The 21,156-nt window shown below is 33.5% G+C and carries 18 protein-coding genes and 2 tRNA genes; 11 read left to right on the top strand and 9 right to left on the bottom strand.

Annotation, left to right across the window (positions count from 1 at the left end; genetic code table 11):
• The first annotated feature begins 2 nt into the window (after window positions 1–2).
• The 6 genes from porG (at window position 3) to murI (ending at window position 6,664) form a co-directional block, all read left to right on the top strand.
• Complete coding sequence (gene porG / locus ABD715_RS04710; RefSeq protein WP_344786945.1) at window positions 3–689, top strand: type IX secretion system protein PorG; 687 nt, start codon at window positions 3–5, stop codon at window positions 687–689.
• A gap of 1 nt (window position 690) precedes the next feature.
• Window positions 691–1,428: an undecaprenyl pyrophosphate synthase gene (gene uppS / locus ABD715_RS04705; RefSeq protein WP_344786943.1), complete on the top strand. Its 738-nt coding sequence runs from the start codon at window positions 691–693 to the stop codon at window positions 1,426–1,428.
• Window positions 1,364–4,015, top strand: a complete 2,652-nt coding sequence (locus ABD715_RS04700; RefSeq protein ID WP_344786942.1) for a BamA/OMP85 family outer membrane protein — start codon at window positions 1,364–1,366, stop codon at window positions 4,013–4,015. The genes uppS and ABD715_RS04700 overlap by 65 nt, the downstream gene beginning before the upstream one ends.
• A gap of 267 nt (window positions 4,016–4,282) precedes the next feature.
• Complete coding sequence (locus tag ABD715_RS04695) at window positions 4,283–5,278, top strand: OmpH/Skp family outer membrane protein (protein ID WP_344786941.1); 996 nt, start codon at window positions 4,283–4,285, stop codon at window positions 5,276–5,278.
• 31 nt (window positions 5,279–5,309) lie between these two features.
• Window positions 5,310–5,816, top strand: coding sequence for an OmpH/Skp family outer membrane protein (locus ABD715_RS04690; protein ID WP_344786940.1), 507 nt, complete (start codon window positions 5,310–5,312; stop codon window positions 5,814–5,816).
• 68 nt (window positions 5,817–5,884) lie between these two features.
• The gene (gene murI, locus ABD715_RS04685; RefSeq protein WP_344786939.1) at window positions 5,885–6,664 is read left to right on the top strand and encodes a glutamate racemase; all 780 of its coding nucleotides are present in this window, start codon (window positions 5,885–5,887) and stop codon (window positions 6,662–6,664) included.
• A 113-nt stretch (window positions 6,665–6,777) separates the two neighbouring features.
• On the opposite strand, the gene ABD715_RS04680 is transcribed toward murI, so the two are convergent.
• Window positions 6,778–7,290: a gamma carbonic anhydrase family protein gene (locus ABD715_RS04680; RefSeq protein ID WP_344786938.1), complete on the bottom strand. Its 513-nt coding sequence runs from the start codon at window positions 7,288–7,290 to the stop codon at window positions 6,778–6,780.
• A 197-nt stretch (window positions 7,291–7,487) separates the two neighbouring features.
• On the opposite strand from ABD715_RS04680, the gene mutS reads away from it, so the two are divergent.
• From mutS to ABD715_RS04665, 3 genes are all read left to right on the top strand, one after another.
• Window positions 7,488–10,100, top strand: a complete 2,613-nt coding sequence (gene mutS / locus ABD715_RS04675; protein ID WP_344786937.1) for a DNA mismatch repair protein MutS — start codon at window positions 7,488–7,490, stop codon at window positions 10,098–10,100.
• Between the two features lie 98 nt (window positions 10,101–10,198).
• Window positions 10,199–10,270: transfer RNA gene (locus tag ABD715_RS04670), tRNA-Gly, on the top strand.
• 26 nt (window positions 10,271–10,296) lie between these two features.
• Window positions 10,297–10,380: transfer RNA gene (locus ABD715_RS04665), tRNA-Leu, on the top strand.
• A 60-nt stretch (window positions 10,381–10,440) separates the two neighbouring features.
• Here ABD715_RS04665 and ABD715_RS04660 read toward each other — a convergent pair.
• The 3 genes from ABD715_RS04660 to ABD715_RS04650 all read right to left on the bottom strand — a co-directional run bounded on the left by ABD715_RS04660 (window position 10,441) and on the right by ABD715_RS04650 (window position 13,988).
• On the bottom strand, window positions 10,441–12,075 hold the full coding sequence (locus ABD715_RS04660) for a sulfatase family protein (RefSeq protein ID WP_344786936.1): 1,635 nt from the start codon (window positions 12,073–12,075) through the stop codon (window positions 10,441–10,443).
• Window positions 12,076–12,232: 157 nt separating this feature from the next.
• Entirely contained in the window at window positions 12,233–12,625 is a 393-nt protein-coding gene (locus ABD715_RS04655; RefSeq protein WP_344786935.1) for a hypothetical protein, read from the bottom strand.
• Between the two features lie 109 nt (window positions 12,626–12,734).
• Window positions 12,735–13,988: a 3-deoxy-D-manno-octulosonic acid transferase gene (locus ABD715_RS04650; RefSeq protein ID WP_344786934.1), complete on the bottom strand. Its 1,254-nt coding sequence runs from the start codon at window positions 13,986–13,988 to the stop codon at window positions 12,735–12,737.
• Window positions 13,989–14,160: 172 nt separating this feature from the next.
• On the opposite strand from ABD715_RS04650, the gene ABD715_RS04645 reads away from it, so the two are divergent.
• Both ABD715_RS04645 and galE read left to right on the top strand, forming a co-directional pair.
• Window positions 14,161–15,315 (top strand): DegT/DnrJ/EryC1/StrS family aminotransferase, encoded by a 1,155-nt coding sequence (locus ABD715_RS04645; RefSeq protein ID WP_344786933.1) that lies wholly within the window; start codon window positions 14,161–14,163, stop codon window positions 15,313–15,315.
• Window positions 15,308–16,339: a UDP-glucose 4-epimerase GalE gene (galE, locus tag ABD715_RS04640; protein ID WP_344786932.1), complete on the top strand. Its 1,032-nt coding sequence runs from the start codon at window positions 15,308–15,310 to the stop codon at window positions 16,337–16,339. The genes ABD715_RS04645 and galE overlap by 8 nt, the downstream gene beginning before the upstream one ends.
• A 79-nt stretch (window positions 16,340–16,418) precedes the next feature.
• Here the strand turns inward: galE and lspA are convergent, their stop codons facing one another.
• The 5 genes from lspA to ABD715_RS04615 form a co-directional block, all read right to left on the bottom strand.
• On the bottom strand, window positions 16,419–16,916 hold the full coding sequence (gene lspA / locus ABD715_RS04635) for a signal peptidase II (RefSeq protein WP_344786931.1): 498 nt from the start codon (window positions 16,914–16,916) through the stop codon (window positions 16,419–16,421).
• On the bottom strand, window positions 16,917–17,810 hold the full coding sequence (gene fabD / locus ABD715_RS04630; protein WP_344786930.1) for an ACP S-malonyltransferase: 894 nt from the start codon (window positions 17,808–17,810) through the stop codon (window positions 16,917–16,919).
• A 37-nt stretch (window positions 17,811–17,847) separates the two neighbouring features.
• Entirely contained in the window at window positions 17,848–18,408 is a 561-nt protein-coding gene (locus ABD715_RS04625; protein WP_344786929.1) for a sugar O-acetyltransferase, read from the bottom strand.
• Window positions 18,409–18,432: 24 nt separating this feature from the next.
• Window positions 18,433–19,989, bottom strand: a complete 1,557-nt coding sequence (locus ABD715_RS04620) for an NAD(P)/FAD-dependent oxidoreductase (RefSeq protein WP_344786928.1) — start codon at window positions 19,987–19,989, stop codon at window positions 18,433–18,435.
• Window positions 19,990–20,121: 132 nt separating this feature from the next.
• Complete coding sequence (locus tag ABD715_RS04615) at window positions 20,122–21,057, bottom strand: dihydrofolate reductase (RefSeq protein ID WP_344786927.1); 936 nt, start codon at window positions 21,055–21,057, stop codon at window positions 20,122–20,124.
• Window positions 21,058–21,156: the final 99 nt, after the last annotated feature.

Raw genomic sequence — 21,156 nt, 5'->3', positions numbered from 1 at the left:
TTATGAGGTATTTAATCTTATTGATATTAAGCATTTTAAGCGCTGAAGCTAGTCATTCTCAAATTAACGAAATTGGACTTTTTATTGGTGGAAGCAACTTTATTGGAGATGTAGGGGCAACAGACTATGTTTCTCCAAATCAGTTGGCTATAGGTGGTATTTATAAATGGAATAGAAGTTCAAGGCATTCTTATAGGTTTTCGTTGTTGTTTAGCGAGTTAGAGGGCATAGATGTAAACTCAGACGACCCAAGACGTGTGCAACGTGGCTACGAGTTTTCTAGCAAAATAACAGAGTTATCTGTAGGTATGGAATTTACATTTTTAGATTTTAACCTGCATTCTGGTAGAAAAGTAGCTACACCATACTTATACTCTGGTATAAGTGTTGCTAAACACGACGACCATTATTTTAATAATGGACAACAAATTCAAGAAAACACTTCGAGTTGGGCATACGGAATACCTATGGTGCTTGGTTTTAAAACAACATTTATAGATAAATTAATACTAGGCATAGAGGTTGGTGCGCGTTATACTTTTTCTGACGCATTAGATGGGAGTAACCCTAATAACGATGCTAACCAATCTTTTAGATTTGGTAATATTAATAATAACGATTGGTATATGTTTTCTGGTATTACCTTAACCTATACTTTCGGACTTAATCCTTGTTATTGCGTAAATTAAAATGGATTTAAAAGAACAAGTACTTAGTAAAATACTACCTAAACACATTGCCATTATTATGGATGGTAATGGGCGTTGGGCAAAGCAACAAGGAATGCTTCGTGCTTTTGGTCACGAAAATGGAACAAAATCTGTAAGAACAACAGTTGAGGCCTGTGCCGAGTTAGGTGTAGAGAATTTAACTCTTTATGCGTTTTCTACAGAAAATTGGAATAGACCAAAATTAGAAGTAAAAACATTAATGAAACTTCTTGTTTCTTCTTTAAAAAAAGAAATAAAAACGCTTCAAAAAAACAATATAAAACTGTTTGCTATAGGCTCTTTAAACACTTTGCCAGACAAGGTTCGTAATGAGTTAGAAGAAGTTATGGAGCAAACAAAAGGTAATAGTAGAATGACTTTAACCCTAGCACTTAGTTATGGTTCAAGGGAAGAAATCATAAACACTGTTAAAGAAATTAGTATTAAAGTTAAAAATAATATAATTTCGCCCGGAATAATTGATGAATCGATTATTAATGAGCATCTTTACACGCAAAATTTACCAGATGTAGACTTGCTTATTCGCACTAGTGGCGAGCAAAGAATAAGTAATTTTTTATTGTGGCAAATTGCTTATGCTGAATTATATTTTACAAATGTACTTTGGCCAGACTTTACTAAGACACATTTGTATGATGCTATTATTGAATATCAAAAAAGAGAACGACGATTTGGGAAAACAAGTGAACAACTTTAATAAGCATTTATTAAAAAGATATATAAAACAAGCCATTACTCTATTTATAATTGTACTTGGTTTTAGTGTTTATGGTCAAGATTTAAATTACGATAACGGTAAAAAATATACCTTAGGTAGTGTTTCTGTTTTAGGCAACACCTCTTTTAACGAACAAACCATTGTTGCTTATTCTGGGCTAAGAAAAGGTAAAGAAATAACCGTGCCAGGAGAAGATATTAGCAACGCCATTAAAAAACTTTGGAACTCTAAATTATTTGCAGATATAGAAATTTATATTGCTAAAGTCGAAAACGATGTAGCTCATTTACAAATTCGTCTTTCAGATTTACCAATACTCACAGAAGTTAAAATAACTGGTGTTAAAAAAGGTAAAGTTGAAGGTATTATAAACGAAAATAAACTAAAAAAAGGTACTAAAGTTACCGAAAACCTTATAACAACAACCAAAAACTTTTTAGTAAAAAAGTATAAAAAAACCGGGTTTTATAACACCAAGGTTAATATTAATACCATCGAGGTTAAAGATTCTCTAGAAAAGGCTCGTGTAAAAATGGTTGTTGCTATAGATAAAGGAGAAAAGGTTAAAATTAAAGATATTAATTTTGAAGGTAATACAGCTTTAAGCGACAAAATGCTTAGAAAAGCCATGAAAGGTACCAAGAAAATTAAACGTATCCGTTTATTAAAACGCTCTAAATTTATAGATTCTGCATACCAAGCAGATTTAACTAATATTGTAACTAAGTTTGCAGAAAATGGGTATAGAGATGCACGTATTATTTCTGATAGTATTGTAGTAAACGACGATAAAACAATCTCTCTTAACATTAAAGTAGAAGAGGGTAAACCATACACATTTGGAGATATTAATTTTATAGGTAATTCTGTTTATACAGATCAACAATTAAACCGTATGCTTCGTATTAAAAAAGGCGATACATATAATGGGGTTTTGTTAGAAAAACGAATTGCAGATAACTCTAAGCCAGATGCAGACGATATTACAAACCTATACCAAAACAGTGGTTATTTATTTTCATCTATAAACCCAGTAGAGGTTAGTGCAGATGGAAATGTTATTGACATGGAAATTAGAATTACCGAAGGTAAAGCAGCACACTTTAATAGTGTTTCTGTAGTAGGTAACGATAAAACAAACGATCATGTTGTTTATAGAGAAATACGTACCAGGCCAGGACAATTATATAGTAAGGCAAATGTTGTACGTACAGTAAGAGAACTTGGGCAATTAGGTTTTTTCGATGCTCAAGAAATTACACCAAACTTTAATAACCCGAACCCCAACGAAGGTACTATAGATATGGAGTATTCTGTAAAAGAAACAGGATCTAGCCAAATAGAACTACAAGGTGGTTACGGTGGTGGTGGTTTTATAGGTACACTTGGTTTATCTTTTAATAACTTCTCTATTAAAGATATCTTTAAAAAAGATGCTTATAAGCCAATCCCAATGGGAGACGGTCAAAAGTTGGCATTGCGTTTACAAGCTAGTCGTTTTTACCAAACATATAGTTTCTCTTTTTCAGAGCCTTGGTTAGGTGGTAAACGTCCCGTACAGTTTTCTACATCTATATCGCATACAAAACAATTTTTGTATGATTACACAACAGGAAACGCAGATAAAAGTAAAAGCTTTAACATAACAGGTATTACTTTAGGTTTAGCAAAACGTTTAACTGTGCCAGACGATTATTTTACATTATCGCAAGCAGTAAGTTACCAGATTTACGACCTTAACAATTACAATACAGGTTTATTTACCTTTGGAGACGGTAGTGCAAAAAACCTGTCGTACACAGTTGGTTTAAGTAGAAATAATACACGTATAGACCCTATATTTCCAACAGGAGGATCTAACTTCTCAATTACTGCAAAAGCAAGTATTCCATATTCTTTATTTGATGGTGTAGATTATTCAGATTTAAAAGATGAAAGAGATGCTGCCGAGGTAGTAAGAGACGATACAACAAGATCTACAGAAGATAGAACAGCAGCACAAGATAGAATTGGAGAAATTGATCAAAAGCGTTACAAGTGGTTAGAGTTTTATAAAATTAACTTTAAAGGCGATTGGTATACAGAGCTTACAAAAAACTTAGTTTTAAAACCAAGTATGGAGTTTGGTTACTTAGGAGCATATAATAACGATAGAGGTGTTATCCCTTTTGAAAGATTCTTTGTTGGTGGAGATGGATTAGGAAGCTATAGTTTAGACGGTAGAGAAGCTATTGCCTTACGTGGTTACCCAAACCAATCTTTGTCAGATCAAGATGGAGGTAGTATCTATAATAAATTCTCGTTAGAGCTACGTTACCCAATCACTTTAAAAGCATCAGCAAAAATATATGCCTTAGGTTTTCTTGAAGGAGGAGCATCTTTTAATAGTTTTAGAGATTATAATCCGTTCGAAATTAAACGATCTGCAGGTTTAGGTGTTCGTATTTTTATGCCAGCATTTGGTTTATTAGGAATCGATTTTGGTCATGGTTTCGATACCATTCAAGGAGACACTGGAACCAAGCATGGATGGGAAACACACTTCATTATTGGACAACAGTTTTAGACGTGAAATTTATTTTGGCATGATATTTTCTATAAGCATTATGATGTTTTGCATGAGAATTAAAATTTTTAAGATTAAAATTCGTTAATTTTGAAGATGTAATTCAAAAAGGCAGAAAACAAACATCTGTCATATTTAGAATTTATAGAGCTAATAAATATTAAAATATTAAAACAGATGAAACGAGCATTGTTAAAAATATTGAAGTTAAAAAATAATAATAAATGCGAGTTACATGTGATAAATAAAAAAAATAATTATTATCACATGAAGAGTAACGTTCTTTTTTTATTGACATTTGTATTTACGCTTTCTTTATCTCTACATGCGCAAAGAGGTGTAAGAATAGGGTATATAGATACAGAGTATATTTTAGAAAATGTTCCAGAGTATCAGGAAGCTATGAGTCAAGTTGAAACGAAAGCTCAAAAATGGAAAATTGATATTCAAGGAAAATTAGCCGAAATAGCACAAAAACGAAAAGATTTAAGCAACGAGAAAGTATTATTAACTCAAGAGCTTATTGACGAGCGTGAAGAAGATATTGCTTTTGAAGAAGCCGAAATATTAGATTACCAACAAAAACGATTTGGTCCTAATGGCGATTTAATGATTCAGAAAAAACAATTGATGCAACCTGTGCAAGATCAAATTTTTGCTGCAGTACAAGATATGGCTGCGAGTAAAAAATACGATTTTATATTTGATAAAGCAGCAGATGTTGTTATGTTGTACTCTGCTAAGCAATACGATTTGAGCGAAATAGTTTTAAGAAGTATTAGCAGAACATCTAAAAGGAAGCAAGCGCAATCTAAGTTTGAGCGTAAGGCAGCAGAAAAGGAAGAATTAGTTCCAGAAATTAATGAAGAATTAGAAGCGCGCCAAAAAGCACTAGAAGAAAAGAAAGCAGAACGAGAAAGCGCGTTAGAGAAAGCTAGGCAAGAAAAATTAGATGCTCGTGCTGCAAAAGTAAAAGCAGCAGCAGATAGACGTCAAAAAATATTAGACGATCGTGCAAAAGCTAAACAAGCTGCTTTAGACAGGAAAAATGGTGTAACAAGCAAAAGCGAAGAGGCTAAAGAAGGCGCAGAAGAGTCTGCAAACGATAATAAAGAGCCGGTTAAAACAAGAGCAGAACTTATAGAAGAAAATAGGTTAAAAAAATTGGCCGAAAGAGAAGCTCGTAAAAAGGCTTTAGAAGAAAAGAAAAAGAAAATTATAGAAGACCGTCAAAAAGCAAAAGACAGTTTGAATAACAATTAATAATTTATAACACAATTAATACTATTTAAAAATGAAACAATTTAGAACTTTTTTATTAGCAACTGCATTATGTTTTGGAGCAGTAAGTTTTACACAAGCTCAAAGCAAAGTTGCGCATATAAACACGCAAGAATTAATTCAAGCGATGCCAGAAATGAAAGCAGCTAGAGCAGATCTAGAAGCATTAACCAAAACGTACCAAACAGATTTACAAACAATGGGCACAGAGTTTCAAAATAAAGTGAAACAATACGACTCTGAAGCTGGAACCAAAACAGCAGAAGAAAATACAAAAAGAGCTCAAGAGGTACAAACTATGGAGCAAAATATTCGTCAATTTCAAGGACAAGCACAACAAGACATGCAAAAGAAAGAAATGGACTTATTAAAACCTATAACAGAAAAAGCTAAAGCAGCTATTTTAAAAGTGTCTAGAGCACAAGGTTTTGATTATGTTTTAGATTCTGCTCAAGGTGTTACAATCTTAGCTGATGGTAAAAACTTACTTGATGACGTTAAAAAAGAATTGGGTATCTAAATCTCTACTTTAAAATAAAATTTTTAAAAGCTGCCTATAATAAGGCAGCTTTTTTACTTTTGTTATATATGAAACAGCAACCTATTGGTATTTTTGATTCTGGCGTTGGTGGTACTTCCATATGGAAAGCTATTAATAAGCTTTTACCAAACGAGAATACCATTTATTTGGCCGATAGTATTAATGCGCCTTATGGCCCAAAAGGGGAAGAAGTAATAACCAAATTAAGCATTAAAAATACCGAATATTTATTAAGCCAAGGTTGTAAACTTATTGTTGTAGCATGCAATACAGCTACAACAAATGCTATTAAATACCTTAGAGCAAATTATAAAATACCGTTTATAGGCATAGAACCTGCTATTAAACCTGCTGCGCTTAGAACAAAAACAAATGCGGTTGGTATTTTGGCAACTAAAGGTACGCTAAGTAGTGCGTTGTTTTCTAAAACATCTGATGAGTTTGCGAGTCATGTTAAAGTTATAGAGCAAGTAGGAGAAGGCCTTGTAGAGCTTATTGAAGAAGGGGCTTTAAATTCTAACCAAATGAAAGTATTATTAGAGTCTTATTTAAAACCTATGATAAAGGCCGATATAGATTATTTAGTGTTAGGTTGTACACATTACCCTTATTTAATGCCAATACTGTCTAAAATGCTTCCAAAAACGGTTAATATAATCGATTCTGGTGAGGCTGTTGCAAGACAAACTAAAGCTGTTTTACTACAAAATAATTTAATTAATACAGCCACAGTAGGTGTTACTTCTCAATTCTATACTAACGGTAATCCAGAGGTGTTAAGAGGGCTTTTAAATGGTGAGCCTTATGTTAAGTTTCTAGATTTTTAATAGAAACGATGCTTTGCGTTAGTGATTGAACGGTTTGTTTGAAATCCTTTTTGCCTTTTTGCAAAAAGATTGAGTAGTGAAAGCGCGACCTTTGTGGTAACGCCATAAAAGTATTATTTAAACCAACTTGAATATTTAATATAGTTATCGGCAATTCTATTAATTTCTCCCGAGATTAATTCTTGGCTAATATCTTTAACTTTTTTCGCAGGGACCCCAGCGTAAATACTACCAGATTCTACAATGGTATTTTTGGTAACTACTGCTCCTGCAGCAATAATACAGTTGCTTTCTATTACACAGCCATCCATAATTATACTGCCCATACCTATTAAAACATTGTCTTTAATGGTGCAACCGTGTACCAACGCGTTGTGGCCAATAGATACGTTGTTGCCAATAGTTGTAGGCGCGGTTTTGTAGGTGCCATGAATTACTGCACCATCTTGAATGTTAACCTTGTTGCCCATTTTAATAAAGTTTACATCGCCACGAACTACTGCGCTAAACCAAATACTACATTGGGTTCCCATGGTTACATCGCCAACAATGGTAGCATTTTCTGCTACAAAACAATCGTTAGCTATTTGGGGTGTTTTTCCTCTTACGGGTAGTATAACTGGCATAATTTTATGTTTTAGTATTGTGTTGTTGTATAATTGTTAAAATCTGGGTGTATTTGTAAATAACTTATAAGGGTAGAGGTTCTAAAAAAAATAAAATAATACTACATTGCAAGCCTTACTAGTGGTTACAAAATAACAAAATCTAAATTACTTTTTAGATGTAAATTTCTGCTTTTGCAGAGGTGAAAAACAAATACATGGCGAAAAAAGCAAAAAAAGAAACTCCGTTAATGAAACAATACAATGCTATTAAAGCAAAGTATCCTGATGCACTTTTATTGTTTCGAGTTGGCGATTTTTACGAAACCTTTGGAAGCGATGCAGTTAAAACAGCAGGTATTTTAGGTATTATTTTAACAAAACGAGGCGCAGGAAGTCCTAGCGAAATAGAGTTGGCTGGTTTTCCGCACCACTCGTTAAACACGTATTTGCCTAAACTTGTAAAAGCAGGCGAGCGTGTAGCTATTTGCGACCAATTAGAAGACCCAAAGCAAACAAAAACCATAGTAAAGCGTGGGGTTACCGAATTGGTTACACCGGGTGTAGCACTTAACGACGAGGTTTTAGTGTCTAAATCTAATAACTTTTTATGTTCGGTTTATTTTGATAAAAAATACATAGGCATTTCGTTTTTAGATATTTCTACAGGCGAGTTCTTGACCTCGCAAGGTAATGCTGAGTATATTGATAAATTGTTGCAGAATTTTAGTCCGAGTGAAGTTTTGGTATCTAAACAAAAGCGAACGTTATTCGCAGATACTTTTGGCGACGATTTTCATACCTTTTATTTAGAAGATTGGGTGTATCAAACCGATTATGCATACGAAACTCTTATAAAGCATTTTAACACTAAAACTTTAAAAGGTTTTGGTATAGAAGATTTGTATGAAGGTATAATTGCTTCAGGATCTATATTGCATTACTTAGGGGAAACACAACATAATAAATTGCAACATATTACCGCAATTTCTAGAATTGCTGAAGATGACTATGTGTGGATGGATAAATTTACTATTAGAAATTTAGAGCTTTATAATTCTACCAACAATAACGCAGTAACTCTTTTAAATGTTATAGATAAAACTATTTCGCCTATGGGTGGAAGGATGTTAAAGCGTTGGTTGGCTTTACCTTTAAAAAATGTAGATAAAATTAAACAGCGCCACGAAGTTGTTAATTTTTTTGCCAAAGATAATAGTATACATCAAGTCATTCAAAACCATATAAAAGGTATTGGAGATTTAGAGCGATTAATATCTAAGGTGGCTACAACTAAGGTAAATCCGCGCGAGGTTATTCAACTTAAAAACTCTTTGGAAGCTATTGTACCTATAAAGACATTAGCATCAAATTGCGATAACGATTCGCTTAAAATTATAGGAGATACATTACAAAGCTGCGATGTACTTCGTGCTAAAATTAAGCAAACTATAAATGAAGATGCACCTGTAAATGTATTAAAGGGTAATAGTATTGCTGATGGGTTTTCGGAGGAGCTAGATGAGTTGCGAAGTCTATCTAAATCTGGAAAAGATTATCTAGATAACATGTTAGCGCGCGAAAGTGAGCGTACAGGAATTACATCTTTAAAGATAGCATCGAACAATGTATTTGGGTACTATATTGAAGTACGAAACACCCATAAAGATAAAGTGCCCGAAGAGTGGATACGTAAACAAACCTTGGTAAATGCAGAACGTTATATTACTGAAGAACTTAAGGAGTACGAAGCTAAGATTTTAGGAGCCGAAGATAAAATTCAGTCTATAGAACAGCAATTGTTTGCAGATTTAGTGGTTTGGATGAATCAATACATTAAAGCAGTACAACAAAATGCGTATTTAATTGGACAATTAGATTGTTTGTGTGGTTTTGCGCAATTGGCACAAGATAATGGTTATGTATATCCAGTTTTAGACGACTCTTACGACTTAGATATTAAAGATGGGCGTCATCCTGTTATAGAAAAGCAACTCGCCATTGGCGAAGCTTACATAGCTAATAATGTGTTTTTAGATAGAACAACACAGCAAATAATTATGATTACTGGGCCAAATATGTCTGGTAAGTCTGCTATTTTACGCCAAACAGCCTTAATTGTATTGTTGGCTCAAATAGGAAGTTTTGTACCTGCAAAAGAAGCCAGAATTGGTCTGGTAGATAAAATTTTTACTAGAGTTGGGGCGAGCGATAATATATCGATGGGCGAATCGACCTTTATGGTAGAAATGAACGAAACAGCATCTATTCTTAATAATATATCAGATAGAAGCTTGGTGTTGCTAGACGAAATTGGTCGAGGTACAAGTACTTACGATGGTATTTCTATAGCTTGGGCTATTAGCGAATATTTACATGAGCATCCTGCCAAGCCAAAAACATTATTTGCTACCCACTACCACGAACTTAACGAAATGACAGAAACTTTTGGTCGTGTAAAAAACTTTAATGTATCTGTAAAAGAATTGAAAAATAATGTGCTTTTTCTAAGAAAGCTAGTTGAAGGAGGAAGCGAGCATAGTTTTGGTATTCACGTTGCAAAAATGGCTGGAATGCCACAACAAGTTTTGCATAGAGCAAACACCATTTTAAAGAAATTAGAGAAATCTCATTCTAGTGAAGAGCTTACAGATAAGGTGAAATCGATAAAAGACGAAATGCAGCTAAGTTTTTTTAATTTAGACGATCCTTTATTAGAAAATATTAAGGAGGAAATATTACGTACTGATATTGATACACTTACACCGGTTGAGGCGCTTATGAAATTGAATGAAATTAAGAGGATGTTGGTTAAGAAAAAGCGCGATTAAAAATAAAATTTATAATTTTTTAAAAAAGGCTTTTTTTATTCAATAAAAGTCTTAAATTTGCATCCGCAATAGCGATATTGCAAGTTCATTAAAAAACTGCGAAAGTAGCTCAGGGGTAGAGCATCACCTTGCCAAGGTGGGGGTCGCGGGTTCAAATCCCGTCTTTCGCTCTGAGACTTTCTTAAAATATACCAATGCTGAAGTGGTGGAATTGGTAGACACGTTGGACTTAAAATCCAATGTCCATTAGGACGTACGGGTTCAAGTCCCGTCTTCAGTACAAAGCCTTTACAAGATTTCTTGTAAAGGCTTTTTTTATGTTTTAAAATTACTAGAATTGCTACTGCTTACTTAAATATGTTTGGGTAGATTTTTCGAAAAGCTGTTGGTCTAGATCGTCTGTGTTTTTATACGCTTTTCTTAAATCTTTAAGTTTAATTTTCAGGTCTTTTATTATCTGAGCGTATTCTGGATTATCGTATACGTTATTCATTTCCTGTTTATCTTTTAAACGATCAAACAATTCCCAATACTCTTCTGGACCGTAATAACGAATTAATTTGTATTGCTTAGTTATTATAGCATAATGTGGTGGTACATTATGAGCACCTGGTTCGTAGTATTGATAATAAACAGCATCCCGGGTCCATTTATCTTTTTGGCCTTTAAGTAACGGTATTAAGCTCTCACCTTGCATGTCTTCTGGTTGAGCAATACCTGCAGCTTCTAGCATAGTTTGAGCAAAATCAAGATTCTGAACCATTTCTTCCTCTGTTGTTCCTGGCTTTATTTGATTTGGCCATCTTATTAGTAAAGGTGTTTTAAACGATTCGTTATAGGCAAAGCGTTTATCAAACCAACCGTGTTCTCCTAAATAAAATCCTTGATCTGAAGTGTAAATAACTACGGTATTGTCGGTTAGCTTGGATTCGTCTAAATAGTCTAAAACTCTCCCAATGTTATCGTCTACAGAAGAAATAGTACCTAAATAGTCTTGCATGTAGCGTTGATATTTCCATTTCATTTTTTCAGTATCATTCAACTTTGGCCAATTTGTTTTAAACCATGTGTTAATAGAGTCAAGAATAGGATCGTATTTTTTCATTTGCTCAGCATTAGCTCTATCGTAATAACATTTTGTAAACGTTTTTAGCGTTTTACCTGTTACAACTGGTAGAACTTCTCCCATTTCTTTTAATGTTTCTGGACGAATTTTGCTATCGTATGCGTAATGCATGTGGTTAAGTAAATTCATTTCAGAATTTCTTACTCCAGAACCTCTAGTGGCATAGTCATCAAATAAGTTAGAAGGCTCCGGGAAGGTTTTTTTACTAAACTCAGCAAACTTATCGGCTCTGGGCCACCAAGGTCTATGTGGTGCTTTGTGTAGATAAAAAAGCATAAAAGGTTTTTCTTTTTTTCGTTTAGTTTTTAGCCAGTTTAGGGTAAGGTCTGTTATTATATCGGTTACATAGCCTGTTATGGTTGTGTCGATGTCTTTACCCACAAATTGTGGGTTTAAATAACTGCCTTGTCCTGGCAGTATCATAAAGTCGTCTACACCTTTGGGGTTGTTGCCAAAGTGTAGTTTACCAAACATGGCTGTTTGATAACCGGCTTCTTGAAAAAGTTGTGGTAAAATGGTTTGTTTTTGATCAAAATTACCAAGGTTGTCTATCTTACCATTAATATGCGAATGCTTGCCAGTAAGAATTGTTGCTCTTGAAGGGGCGCAAATTGAGTTTGTTACACTAGCATTGTTAAATTGTATGCCTTCTTTAGCTAACCTGTCAATGTTTGGGGTTTCTATCAAATTTTTATCGTACGAGCTAATGGCTTGGTAGGCATGGTCGTCTGACATGATAAAAAGAATGTTAGGTCGTTTTTTTTCGGTTTTCTTTTCTTGTTTTGTTTCGCACGAAACCATGGAAGCGCTAATTAATAAAAGCGCTAAAATTTTTTGAAATACTCTCATTTTTAATTTAGTGTTGGTTGATTAATTCAAGTATTGAAGATAGGATAAATATTTAATATCTCTTTTAAAGAAAAATAGTGGCGTGGTGTATTTAAGTTTTAAGCATAAAAAAACCACCTACAAGAGGTGGTATAAATTATAAAATAAATAATAAAGCTTAGTGAGCAGCTTTAAGTTTATCAGCTTCTTTTTTTACTGCGTCAGCAGCATTATTTGCTGCATCTTTTGCTCCGTTAACGGTTTTATCGGCAGCATCTTTTACATCGTTTGCAGCCTTTTCAGCAGCTTCACCGGCAGCATCTACAGCTTCCCCAGCAGCGTCTACAGCGTTGTTTGCAGCATCTTTTACATTGTTTGCAGCGTTAGATGCAGCTTCAGATGTAGCTTCGGCAGCTTCACCAGCAGCATCTACAGCATCATTTGCAGCGTCTTTTACATTGTTTGCTGCATTTTCAATACCAGAACTTGCTTTTTTTACTTCATCTCTACAAGAAGTTAAAGAAATACTCAAAGCTAATAAAAGCGCTGTACTTAATACTAATTTTTTCATTTTGTGTGTTTTTAGTGTTAATTATTTAAGTTAGAACAATATAGTATATTAAAGACTAAACTGTATCTTTTTTTGAATTCTAATTTTTTTAAGACAATTAAAATTCAGTCTATATACGTAAGTAATTAATAATTTGGATGACAGCACCTTTGCTTTTTTTTATAAATTCTAAATTTTTAATACCCGTCGATTCTCTACGAGTCTTATTTTCAATCATTTCATTTAAAATTAAATTAAATTCTTTTTGATTAGAAATGGAGAACATACCCCCATTTTTAATTAAATCTATAGCTTCTGGAAATTTATTGTAGTTATTACCTATTATTATAGGAACACCAAACACAGCAGGCTCTAAGGTATTATGCAATCCGGTATTACCAAGAGCGCCACCAACATAGGCTAAATCTGCATAATTATATATTTTTGTAAGTAATCCAATAGTATCAATTATAAAGACCTTAGCGTTTTTTATGTTAGCAGTGTCTTTTTCTGAAAATAGCACAGTTTTAACTTCTAAACTGTTTTTTAATTGTTGTATTTGAGTATGCTTTATATTATGCGGGGCAATAATATATTTAGTATTTTTTGAGGCTTGAGTGTTTATATAATTTACAAAAAGAGCTTCGCCTTCAGGCCATGTACTACCAGCTACTATACAAATATTATCTTGTTTAAATTCTTGAATAAAATCTAGGGTGTTGTCTTGTTCTAGCTGGCTAAAAACTCGGTCGAAGCGTGTATCGCCCGTAACCGTTACATGTTTATAGTTTATAGATTCTAGTAAGTTTTTTGAATTTTCATTTTGAGTAAAAATATGCTCGAACGAAAATAAAGCAGCTCGTAATTCACTACCATAAAATTTAAAGAACGATTGGTTTTTTCTAAAAGCAGCAGATATTAAAATGGCTCTATAGCCACGCAATTTTAGTTCGTTTAAAATATTTGGCCAGATGTCGTATTTAACAAAAACAGTAAGTTCTGGTTTTATTAAGTTTAAAAATTGATTTGCGTTTTTTTTAGTATCTAAAGGCAGGTAAACTACAACATCTGCAATCTCTGTATTTTTTCTAATTTCATATCCCGAAGGAGAAAAAAAGGATAATACTATTTTATGGTTTTTGTATTTGTTTCTTAGAGCTTTAAAAACAGGCAAGCCTTGTTCGTATTCACCTAGAGAAGCACAGTGAAACCAAAGCGTTCTATCGGTTTTCGAAATATTATGTTTTAAAGTTTTAAAGGTTTTTTTTCTTCCAATAACTCCTAATTTAATTTTTGAATTAAAAGGGGCAGTGCATTTTAAAATAAAATGAGCAAGAAGAATTCCTAAGTTGTAAATTAAGCGCACTATATTTTTTTGTTGCAAAAATACATTTCTTTAAACTAATACATCTTCAAACTTTAATTATTCATAAAAGTTTCATTGTTTGGCAACATGTAATTTTGTAATTTTGTTAATTAATAACCCGCTGTGGGTATTCATTAAAATCGACTATAAAGTTTAACTTATTAGCTTACTTAGTCTGTAATTATTTTAGATGAAAAAAATTCAAATGGTAGACCTTAAAGGTCAGTATAACCAAATTAAGGATGTTGTAAATCCTTCAATACAAGAGGTTATTGAAACAACTGCGTTTATTAACGGTCCTAAAGTTCACGAGTTTCAGAAAAATTTAGAAACCTATTTAGATGTTAAACATGTAATACCTTGTGCAAACGGTACCGATGCTTTGCAAATAGCAATGATGGGATTAGGATTAAAACCTGGAGACGAGGTTATTACAGCCGATTTTACTTTTGCTGCAACGGTAGAGGTTATTGCGTTGTTAAATTTAACACCTGTATTAGTCGATGTAAATCCAGACGATTTTAATATAAATATCGAAGCTCTAAAAAAAGCAATTACTCCAAAAACAAAAGCTATTGTTCCTGTGCACTTATTTGGGCAGTGTGCTAATATGGAGGCCATTATGGATATTGCAAAAACTCATAATTTATTTGTAATAGAAGATAACGCCCAGGCTATAGGCGCTAATTATACTTATAAAGATGGCACTAAAGCAAAGGCAGGAACTATAGGAGATGTAGGATCAACATCTTTTTTTCCTTCTAAAAACTTAGGTTGTTATGGAGATGGTGGAGCTATTTTTACTAATAATGATGCTCTTGCTCATACTATAAGAGGCATAGTAAACCACGGTATGTACGAGCGTTATCATCATGATGTTGTTGGTGTAAATTCTAGATTAGATAGTATTCAGGCTGCTGTTTTGGATGCTAAACTACCGTATTTAAATGCTTACAATAAGGCTAGGCAAACAGCTGCTAGAAAATATAATGAAGCTTTTAAAAATATAGATAGTATAATAACACCAAAAATACCTAATACATGTGATACTCTCTGCGATACTTGCGATTGCCATGTGTTTCACCAATATACATTAAAGGTTAATGGTGTAGATAGAGATGCGTTAGTTAAGTTTTTAAATGAAAACGATATACCATGTGGTGTATATTATCCAATACCGCTTCACAGACAAAAAGCTTATATGGATGAGCGTTATAATGAAGCCGATTTTACAGTTACAAACCAACTTATACAAGAAGTTATTTCGTTACCAATGCATACCGAACTAGATGACGAACAAATAGAATATATAACATCAAAAGTAAAAACATTTATAAATGGATAAAATATTAGTTACAGGTGGATTAGGGTTTATAGGATCGCACACCGTTGTAGAATTACAAAATGAAGGCTACGAAGTTGTTATTATTGATGATTTATCAAATTCTTCAGAAAAAGTATTAGATGGTATTACTGCAATTACTGGTAAAACACCAATTTTTGAAAAGTTAGATTTAAAAGAAAAAGATAAAGTTGAAGCTTTTTTTGCTAAGCATAACGATATTAAAGGTGTTATTCATTTTGCAGCAAGTAAAGCAGTAGGAGAAAGTGTAAAAGAGCCTTTATTGTATTATGAAAACAATATTAGTACGTTAGTTTATATTCTTAAAGAGTTAAAGAAATTACCTGCTGTAGGCTTTATTTTTAGCTCGTCTTGTACGGTTTATGGTCAAGCCGATGAATTGCCTATTACAGAAAACGCACCAGTTAAACAAGCAGAGTCTCCATACGGAAATACTAAGCAAATAGGAGAAGAAATTATAAGCGATACTTGTAAAGTATCTCCAAACTTAAAGGCAATCGCTTTACGTTACTTTAATCCAGTAGGAGCACACGAGTCTGTAGAAATTGGAGAATTACCTATTGGAGTTCCTCAAAACTTAGTGCCATTTATAACGCAAACAGGAATAGGTTTACGTAACGAATTATCTGTTTTTGGAGAAGATTACCCAACGCCAGACGGAACTTGTATACGCGATTATATTCATGTTGTAGATTTAGCCAAAGCACATGTTATTGCTTTAGGTCGTTTACTTCAAAATAAAAACAAAGCCAATTACGAGACTTTTAATTTAGGAACAGGTAAAGGTAGTTCTGTGCTAGAAGTAGTTAAGTCTTTCGAAAAAGTTTCTGGTAAAAAGCTAAATTATAAAATTGTAGGGCGTCGCGAAGGTGATATTATTTCTGCTTACGCAGATACTAATAAAGCGAATAACGAATTAGGTTGGAAAACAGAACTGTCTCTTGATGATGCCATGAGTTCTGCATGGAAATGGGAGCAAAAAGTAAGAGCTGCAGAAAATAATTAATTTAAAAGCTTTTATCTAATATAAAAAAGGTTGCTAAAAAATTAGCAACCTTTTTTTATAAAATATATTTTAATAACCTCTAAGCTTCTTTTTCCTTTTTCTTTTTAAAACTAGCAAATACTAGAATAATCATTCCGGTGGTAACCGATAAATCGGCCATATTAAAAATACCTGTTCTTAATGAACCTCCAAAATCTAAATGTAAAAAATCTGTAACAGAGCCATAAGCAAAACGATCGTAAACATTAGCTATTCCTCCACCAATAATACTAGCGAAAGCAAAAAGAGACCAGTTGTCTAAGCTTTTATCTTTAAAAACATAACGCAAAACAAAACCTAAAACTACTACAGGTAAAATAAGAAGCAATATAAGTTTTAGAGTAGGGTTTAAGTCGCTACCCATACCTAAAAAGGCACCTGTGTTTTCTACATTATGAAGCGTTAAAATGCTTCCTATAATATCTGAAACGCTTTTAGGGTCTACATACTTTCTTACCATAATTTTCGATACTTGATCTAAAAGTACAGTTATTAATATGGTAATACTAATAAAAATAGTTCGACGAGATAATTTCATTTAACTATTTGTTTCAAAAGTTGCAGATGCTGTTTCAGATGCTCTGTTAATTTTTTTTACTAAGCCTTGTAATACTTTGCCTGGTCCAACTTCCGTAAATAATGTTGCGCCATCTTCAATCATTTGTTGCACAGATTGTGTCCATCTTACTGGAGCAGTTAGTTGCGAAATTAAATTAGCTTTTATTTCTGCTTCATCTGTAATAGGGCTAGCTGTTACATTCTGGTAAATAGGGCAGTTTGGTTTGCTAAATGTTGTGTTCTCTATTGCTGCAGCTAGTTTTTCTCTAGCAGGCTCCATTAGAGGTGAGTGAAAAGCACCACCAACAGGTAAAACTAAGGCACGTCGAGCGCCAGCTTCTTTTAAAGCTTCGCAAGCTTTGTTAATGGCTTCAACCTCTCCAGAAATAACTAATTGCCCTGGGCAATTATAGTTTGCAGCAACAACAACACCTTCTATTGTTTCGCATACTTTTTCTACAATAGCATCTTCCAGTCCTAAAACCGCAGCCATAGTACTAGGTTGTAACTCGCAAGCTTTTTGCATGGCAAGAGCACGTTGAGAAACTAGTTTTAAGCCATCTTCGAAACTTAAAGCGCCATTGGCTACTAATGCAGAAAATTCTCCAAGAGAATGCCCTGCTACCATATCTGGTTTAAAGCTGTCTCCTAAAGTTTTTGCCAAAATTACAGAATGTAAAAATATAGCAGGTTGTGTTACTTTAGTTTCTTTAAGGTCTTCTGCAGAGCCATTAAACATAATGTCTGTAATTTTAAAACCTAGAATATCGTTAGCTTTATCAAACAAATCTTTAGCTAAAGATGAGTTCTCATATAAATCTAAACCCATTCCTGAAAATTGGGCGCCTTGACCCGGAAATATATATGCTTTCATGTGTGTTCTTTTTTTAGTGCTGCAAAAATAAGAATTATTACCTATTATCAATGTTTTTAATAATTTTAGCAGGATTTCCTGCTATAAAAACATCGTTAGGAAAACTTTTTGTAACCACTGCACCAGCGCCAACAACCACATTATCGCCAAGGGTTACGCCAGGGCAAAGGGTTGCGTTCCCTCCAATCCAAACATTTTTTCCTATGGTTATGGCTTTGGCAAATTCTTTTCCGCTATTTCTAGCTTTAAACTCTAAAGGGTGAGTTGCAGTGTAAATTTGAACGTTAGGTCCAAACATACAGTTGTCTCCAATGGTTACGGTAGATACATCTAGAATACAACAATTAAAGTTCATGTATACGTTGTTTCCTATTTTAATATTGTAACCGTAATCGCAATAAAAAGGAGGTTCTATATATAGTTTATCTCCTGTATTTGGAATTAATTGACCTATTATGCTATTGCGTTCTAATTTTTCGTCAATGCTAAGTGTGTTTATTTTGTTTAGGTATAGCCTTGTTTTGTGCCTATCTTCAACTAGAACTTGGTCTTCAGGGGTGTATAATTGACCAGTAATCATTTTTTCTTTTTCAGTCATAAAAACACATATTTAGGTTTATGTTTACAATCCTATTATTGCTGCCTCTGCACATCGTTCACCATCCATAGCAGCCGAAATAATACCTCCAGCATAACCGCCACCTTCACCGCAAGGAAATAAACCTTCAATTTGAGGGTGTTCTAGTTGCTCATTTCTTGGAATACTAACAGGAGAAGATGTTCTAGATTCTACACCAACAATATTTGCTTCGTTAGTGTAATATCCTTTCATTTTTTGTCCAAAGGCTTGAAAACCTTTTCGCAATCTGCTACCTATTAATTTAGGTAATAAAGAATGTAGTGGAGAAGAGTTTAAACCAGGTTGATAAGATGTAGGGTTTAATGTATTGGATAAGTTTCCTTCAACAAAATCGATTAGTCGTTGAGCTGGAGCTACTTGGCTACGTCCGCCAGCTGTAAAAGCTAATTTTTCTAAATTCTTTTGATACTCTAACCCTTTTAAAACGCCAAATTTTTCGTATTTACGTAAATCTTGTTCTGCATTAATTTCTACAACTATTCCAGAATTAGCAAACAAATTATTTCTTTTGGATGGAGACATACCGTTTACAACCACCTCGCCATTGGCTGTGGCTGCAGGTACAATAAATCCGCCAGGACACATACAAAAAGAATACACGCCACGATTATTAACTTGGTGTACCAAACCATAGGATGCTGCAGGTAATAAAGAGTTGCGCTCGCCACTACAGTGGTATTGAATAGAGTCTATAATATGTTGTGGATGCTCTACACGAACACCCATGGCAAAAGATTTGGCCTCTAAAGCTATTTCTTTATTGTGGAGCAAGTAATAGATGTCTCTAGCAGAATGCCCTGTTGCTAAAATAACACGATTGGCAGTCATTTCGTCGCCATTTTTTAATTGAATGGCTTGTATTTTGTTATTACTAATGCTAAAATTTACTACACGGGTTTCAAAATGAATTTCTCCACCATAATTTAAAATAGTTTCACGAATGTTTTGTACTACTTTTGGTAATTTGTTGGTGCCAATGTGTGGATGTGCATCTATTAAAATTTGATTGGTAGCACCATGAAATACTAGATTTTCGAATATTCTACGCACATCGCCACGCTTTAAACTTCGGGTATAAAGTTTGCCATCGCTATAAGTTCCTGCGCCACCTTCTCCAAAACAATAGTTGGAGTCTTCGTTTACAAAATGATCTTGGTTTATGGCTTTTAAATCGCGACGTCGGTCTTGTACATTCTTACCGCGTTCTAGTACAATAGGTTTGTAGCCTAGTTCTATGCAACGTAATGCAGCATACATACCGGCTGGCCCGAAGCCAATTATATGCACGGGTTTTGATTTAGAAACATCTTTATATTTAAACGTATATTCTGACGATTTTGGTAATGCTTCGCGAATATAAACCGCAACCTTATAATTTAAAATTATTTTAGGTTTTCTAGCATCAATAGATTTGCGAAGTACTTTTACGCCTGTAATATCTTCTTTATCTATGTCTAACTTTATTGCCGATTTTATAACTAAAATATCGCTACGCTCTTCTTCTTTAAGTGTAATACGAAGTTGTATCTCTTTTACCATGCTGCAAAATTAATGAAAATAGCGATAGATGTTGTAAATATATTGGCAACAAGCCAAAACATAAGTGTCTTGGTTTGTAGAAAATAGAGTAAGCTCTAGCTCTAGCTTTTAACTTTATAAAAATAATTATAATTAGTGGGCTCGCTCATAAGTTAAAAACGAAAATTCATGTTTGTGTTTTTCGTCTTTAGGATGAAAAGTATTCGCTGTTTCTTTCCAAATATTTGTATCTATTTCTGGAAAAAACGTATCTGCTTCAAAAGTAGCATGAACTCGAGTTAACTCTATTTTAGTTGCTATAAGTAAGGCTTGTTTGTATATTTCGCCTCCGCCAATTATAAAAGGTTGCGAGTCTTTTTTAGCAGCGTCTATAGCATCTTCTAAATTATTAACAACAATTACACCGTCTGGAACATGGTAGTCGCTTTGCCTTGTAATAACAATATGTGTTCTATTAGGTAAAGGTTTTGGGAAACTCTCAAATGTTTTTCGCCCCATAATAATATGGTGCCCGTTAGTTAAACTTTTAAAACGCTTTAAATCATCGCCTAAATGCCAAATTAGCTTATTATCTTTTCCAATAGCATCATTTTCTGCTGCAGCAACAATAATAGTTAATTCTGGCGAATGTTTTTTAGATGTTGTGTTTTGACTAAGGCTAGTTGTAGCATTAAAAACGTCACTTTTTGCTATTTTTGTTTCTTCTTTGACAAGGTTAGATTTTAGCTTTTCTATGCGCTTTTGTTGCTTTGCAACTAGCTTTTCTAGTTGTTGTTTTTCCCACGCTTTACCCATAAATTTATGGGTAATAAAAACATTAAAAATGTGGTATATAAAAAAGAAAGACCACAAGAGTATGGCGTACAAAAACCATTCTTTACCTAAAATGGTGAAATTTTCGCCTATACCTAATACGGTGTTTGCTAGTATTAAAAATACTGCGCCAATTAAAAATATTACAAAATGAATATATAAACTCTTTTTTTGTTTAATGCGTTTTTGTGCATTTTCTATAAGTTCCAATTGATCTTTGTCAATTGGAGTTGTTGTTTTCTTCTTCCCGAACATATGCGTAATTAATGAATGTAAAGTTAAAGCTTTTTGCTGAATCTTTAGAATGGAATTTTAAGATAGGAAATAAAGGTGCTTTATGATAAAAGTGCTTGA

This window comes from Postechiella marina, assembly GCF_039538365.1.
Classification (GTDB): Bacteria; Bacteroidota; Bacteroidia; order Flavobacteriales; family Flavobacteriaceae; genus Postechiella; species Postechiella marina.
Note: the sequence above shows the minus strand (reverse complement) of the source record. Positions and strands in the feature narration are given on the sequence as shown.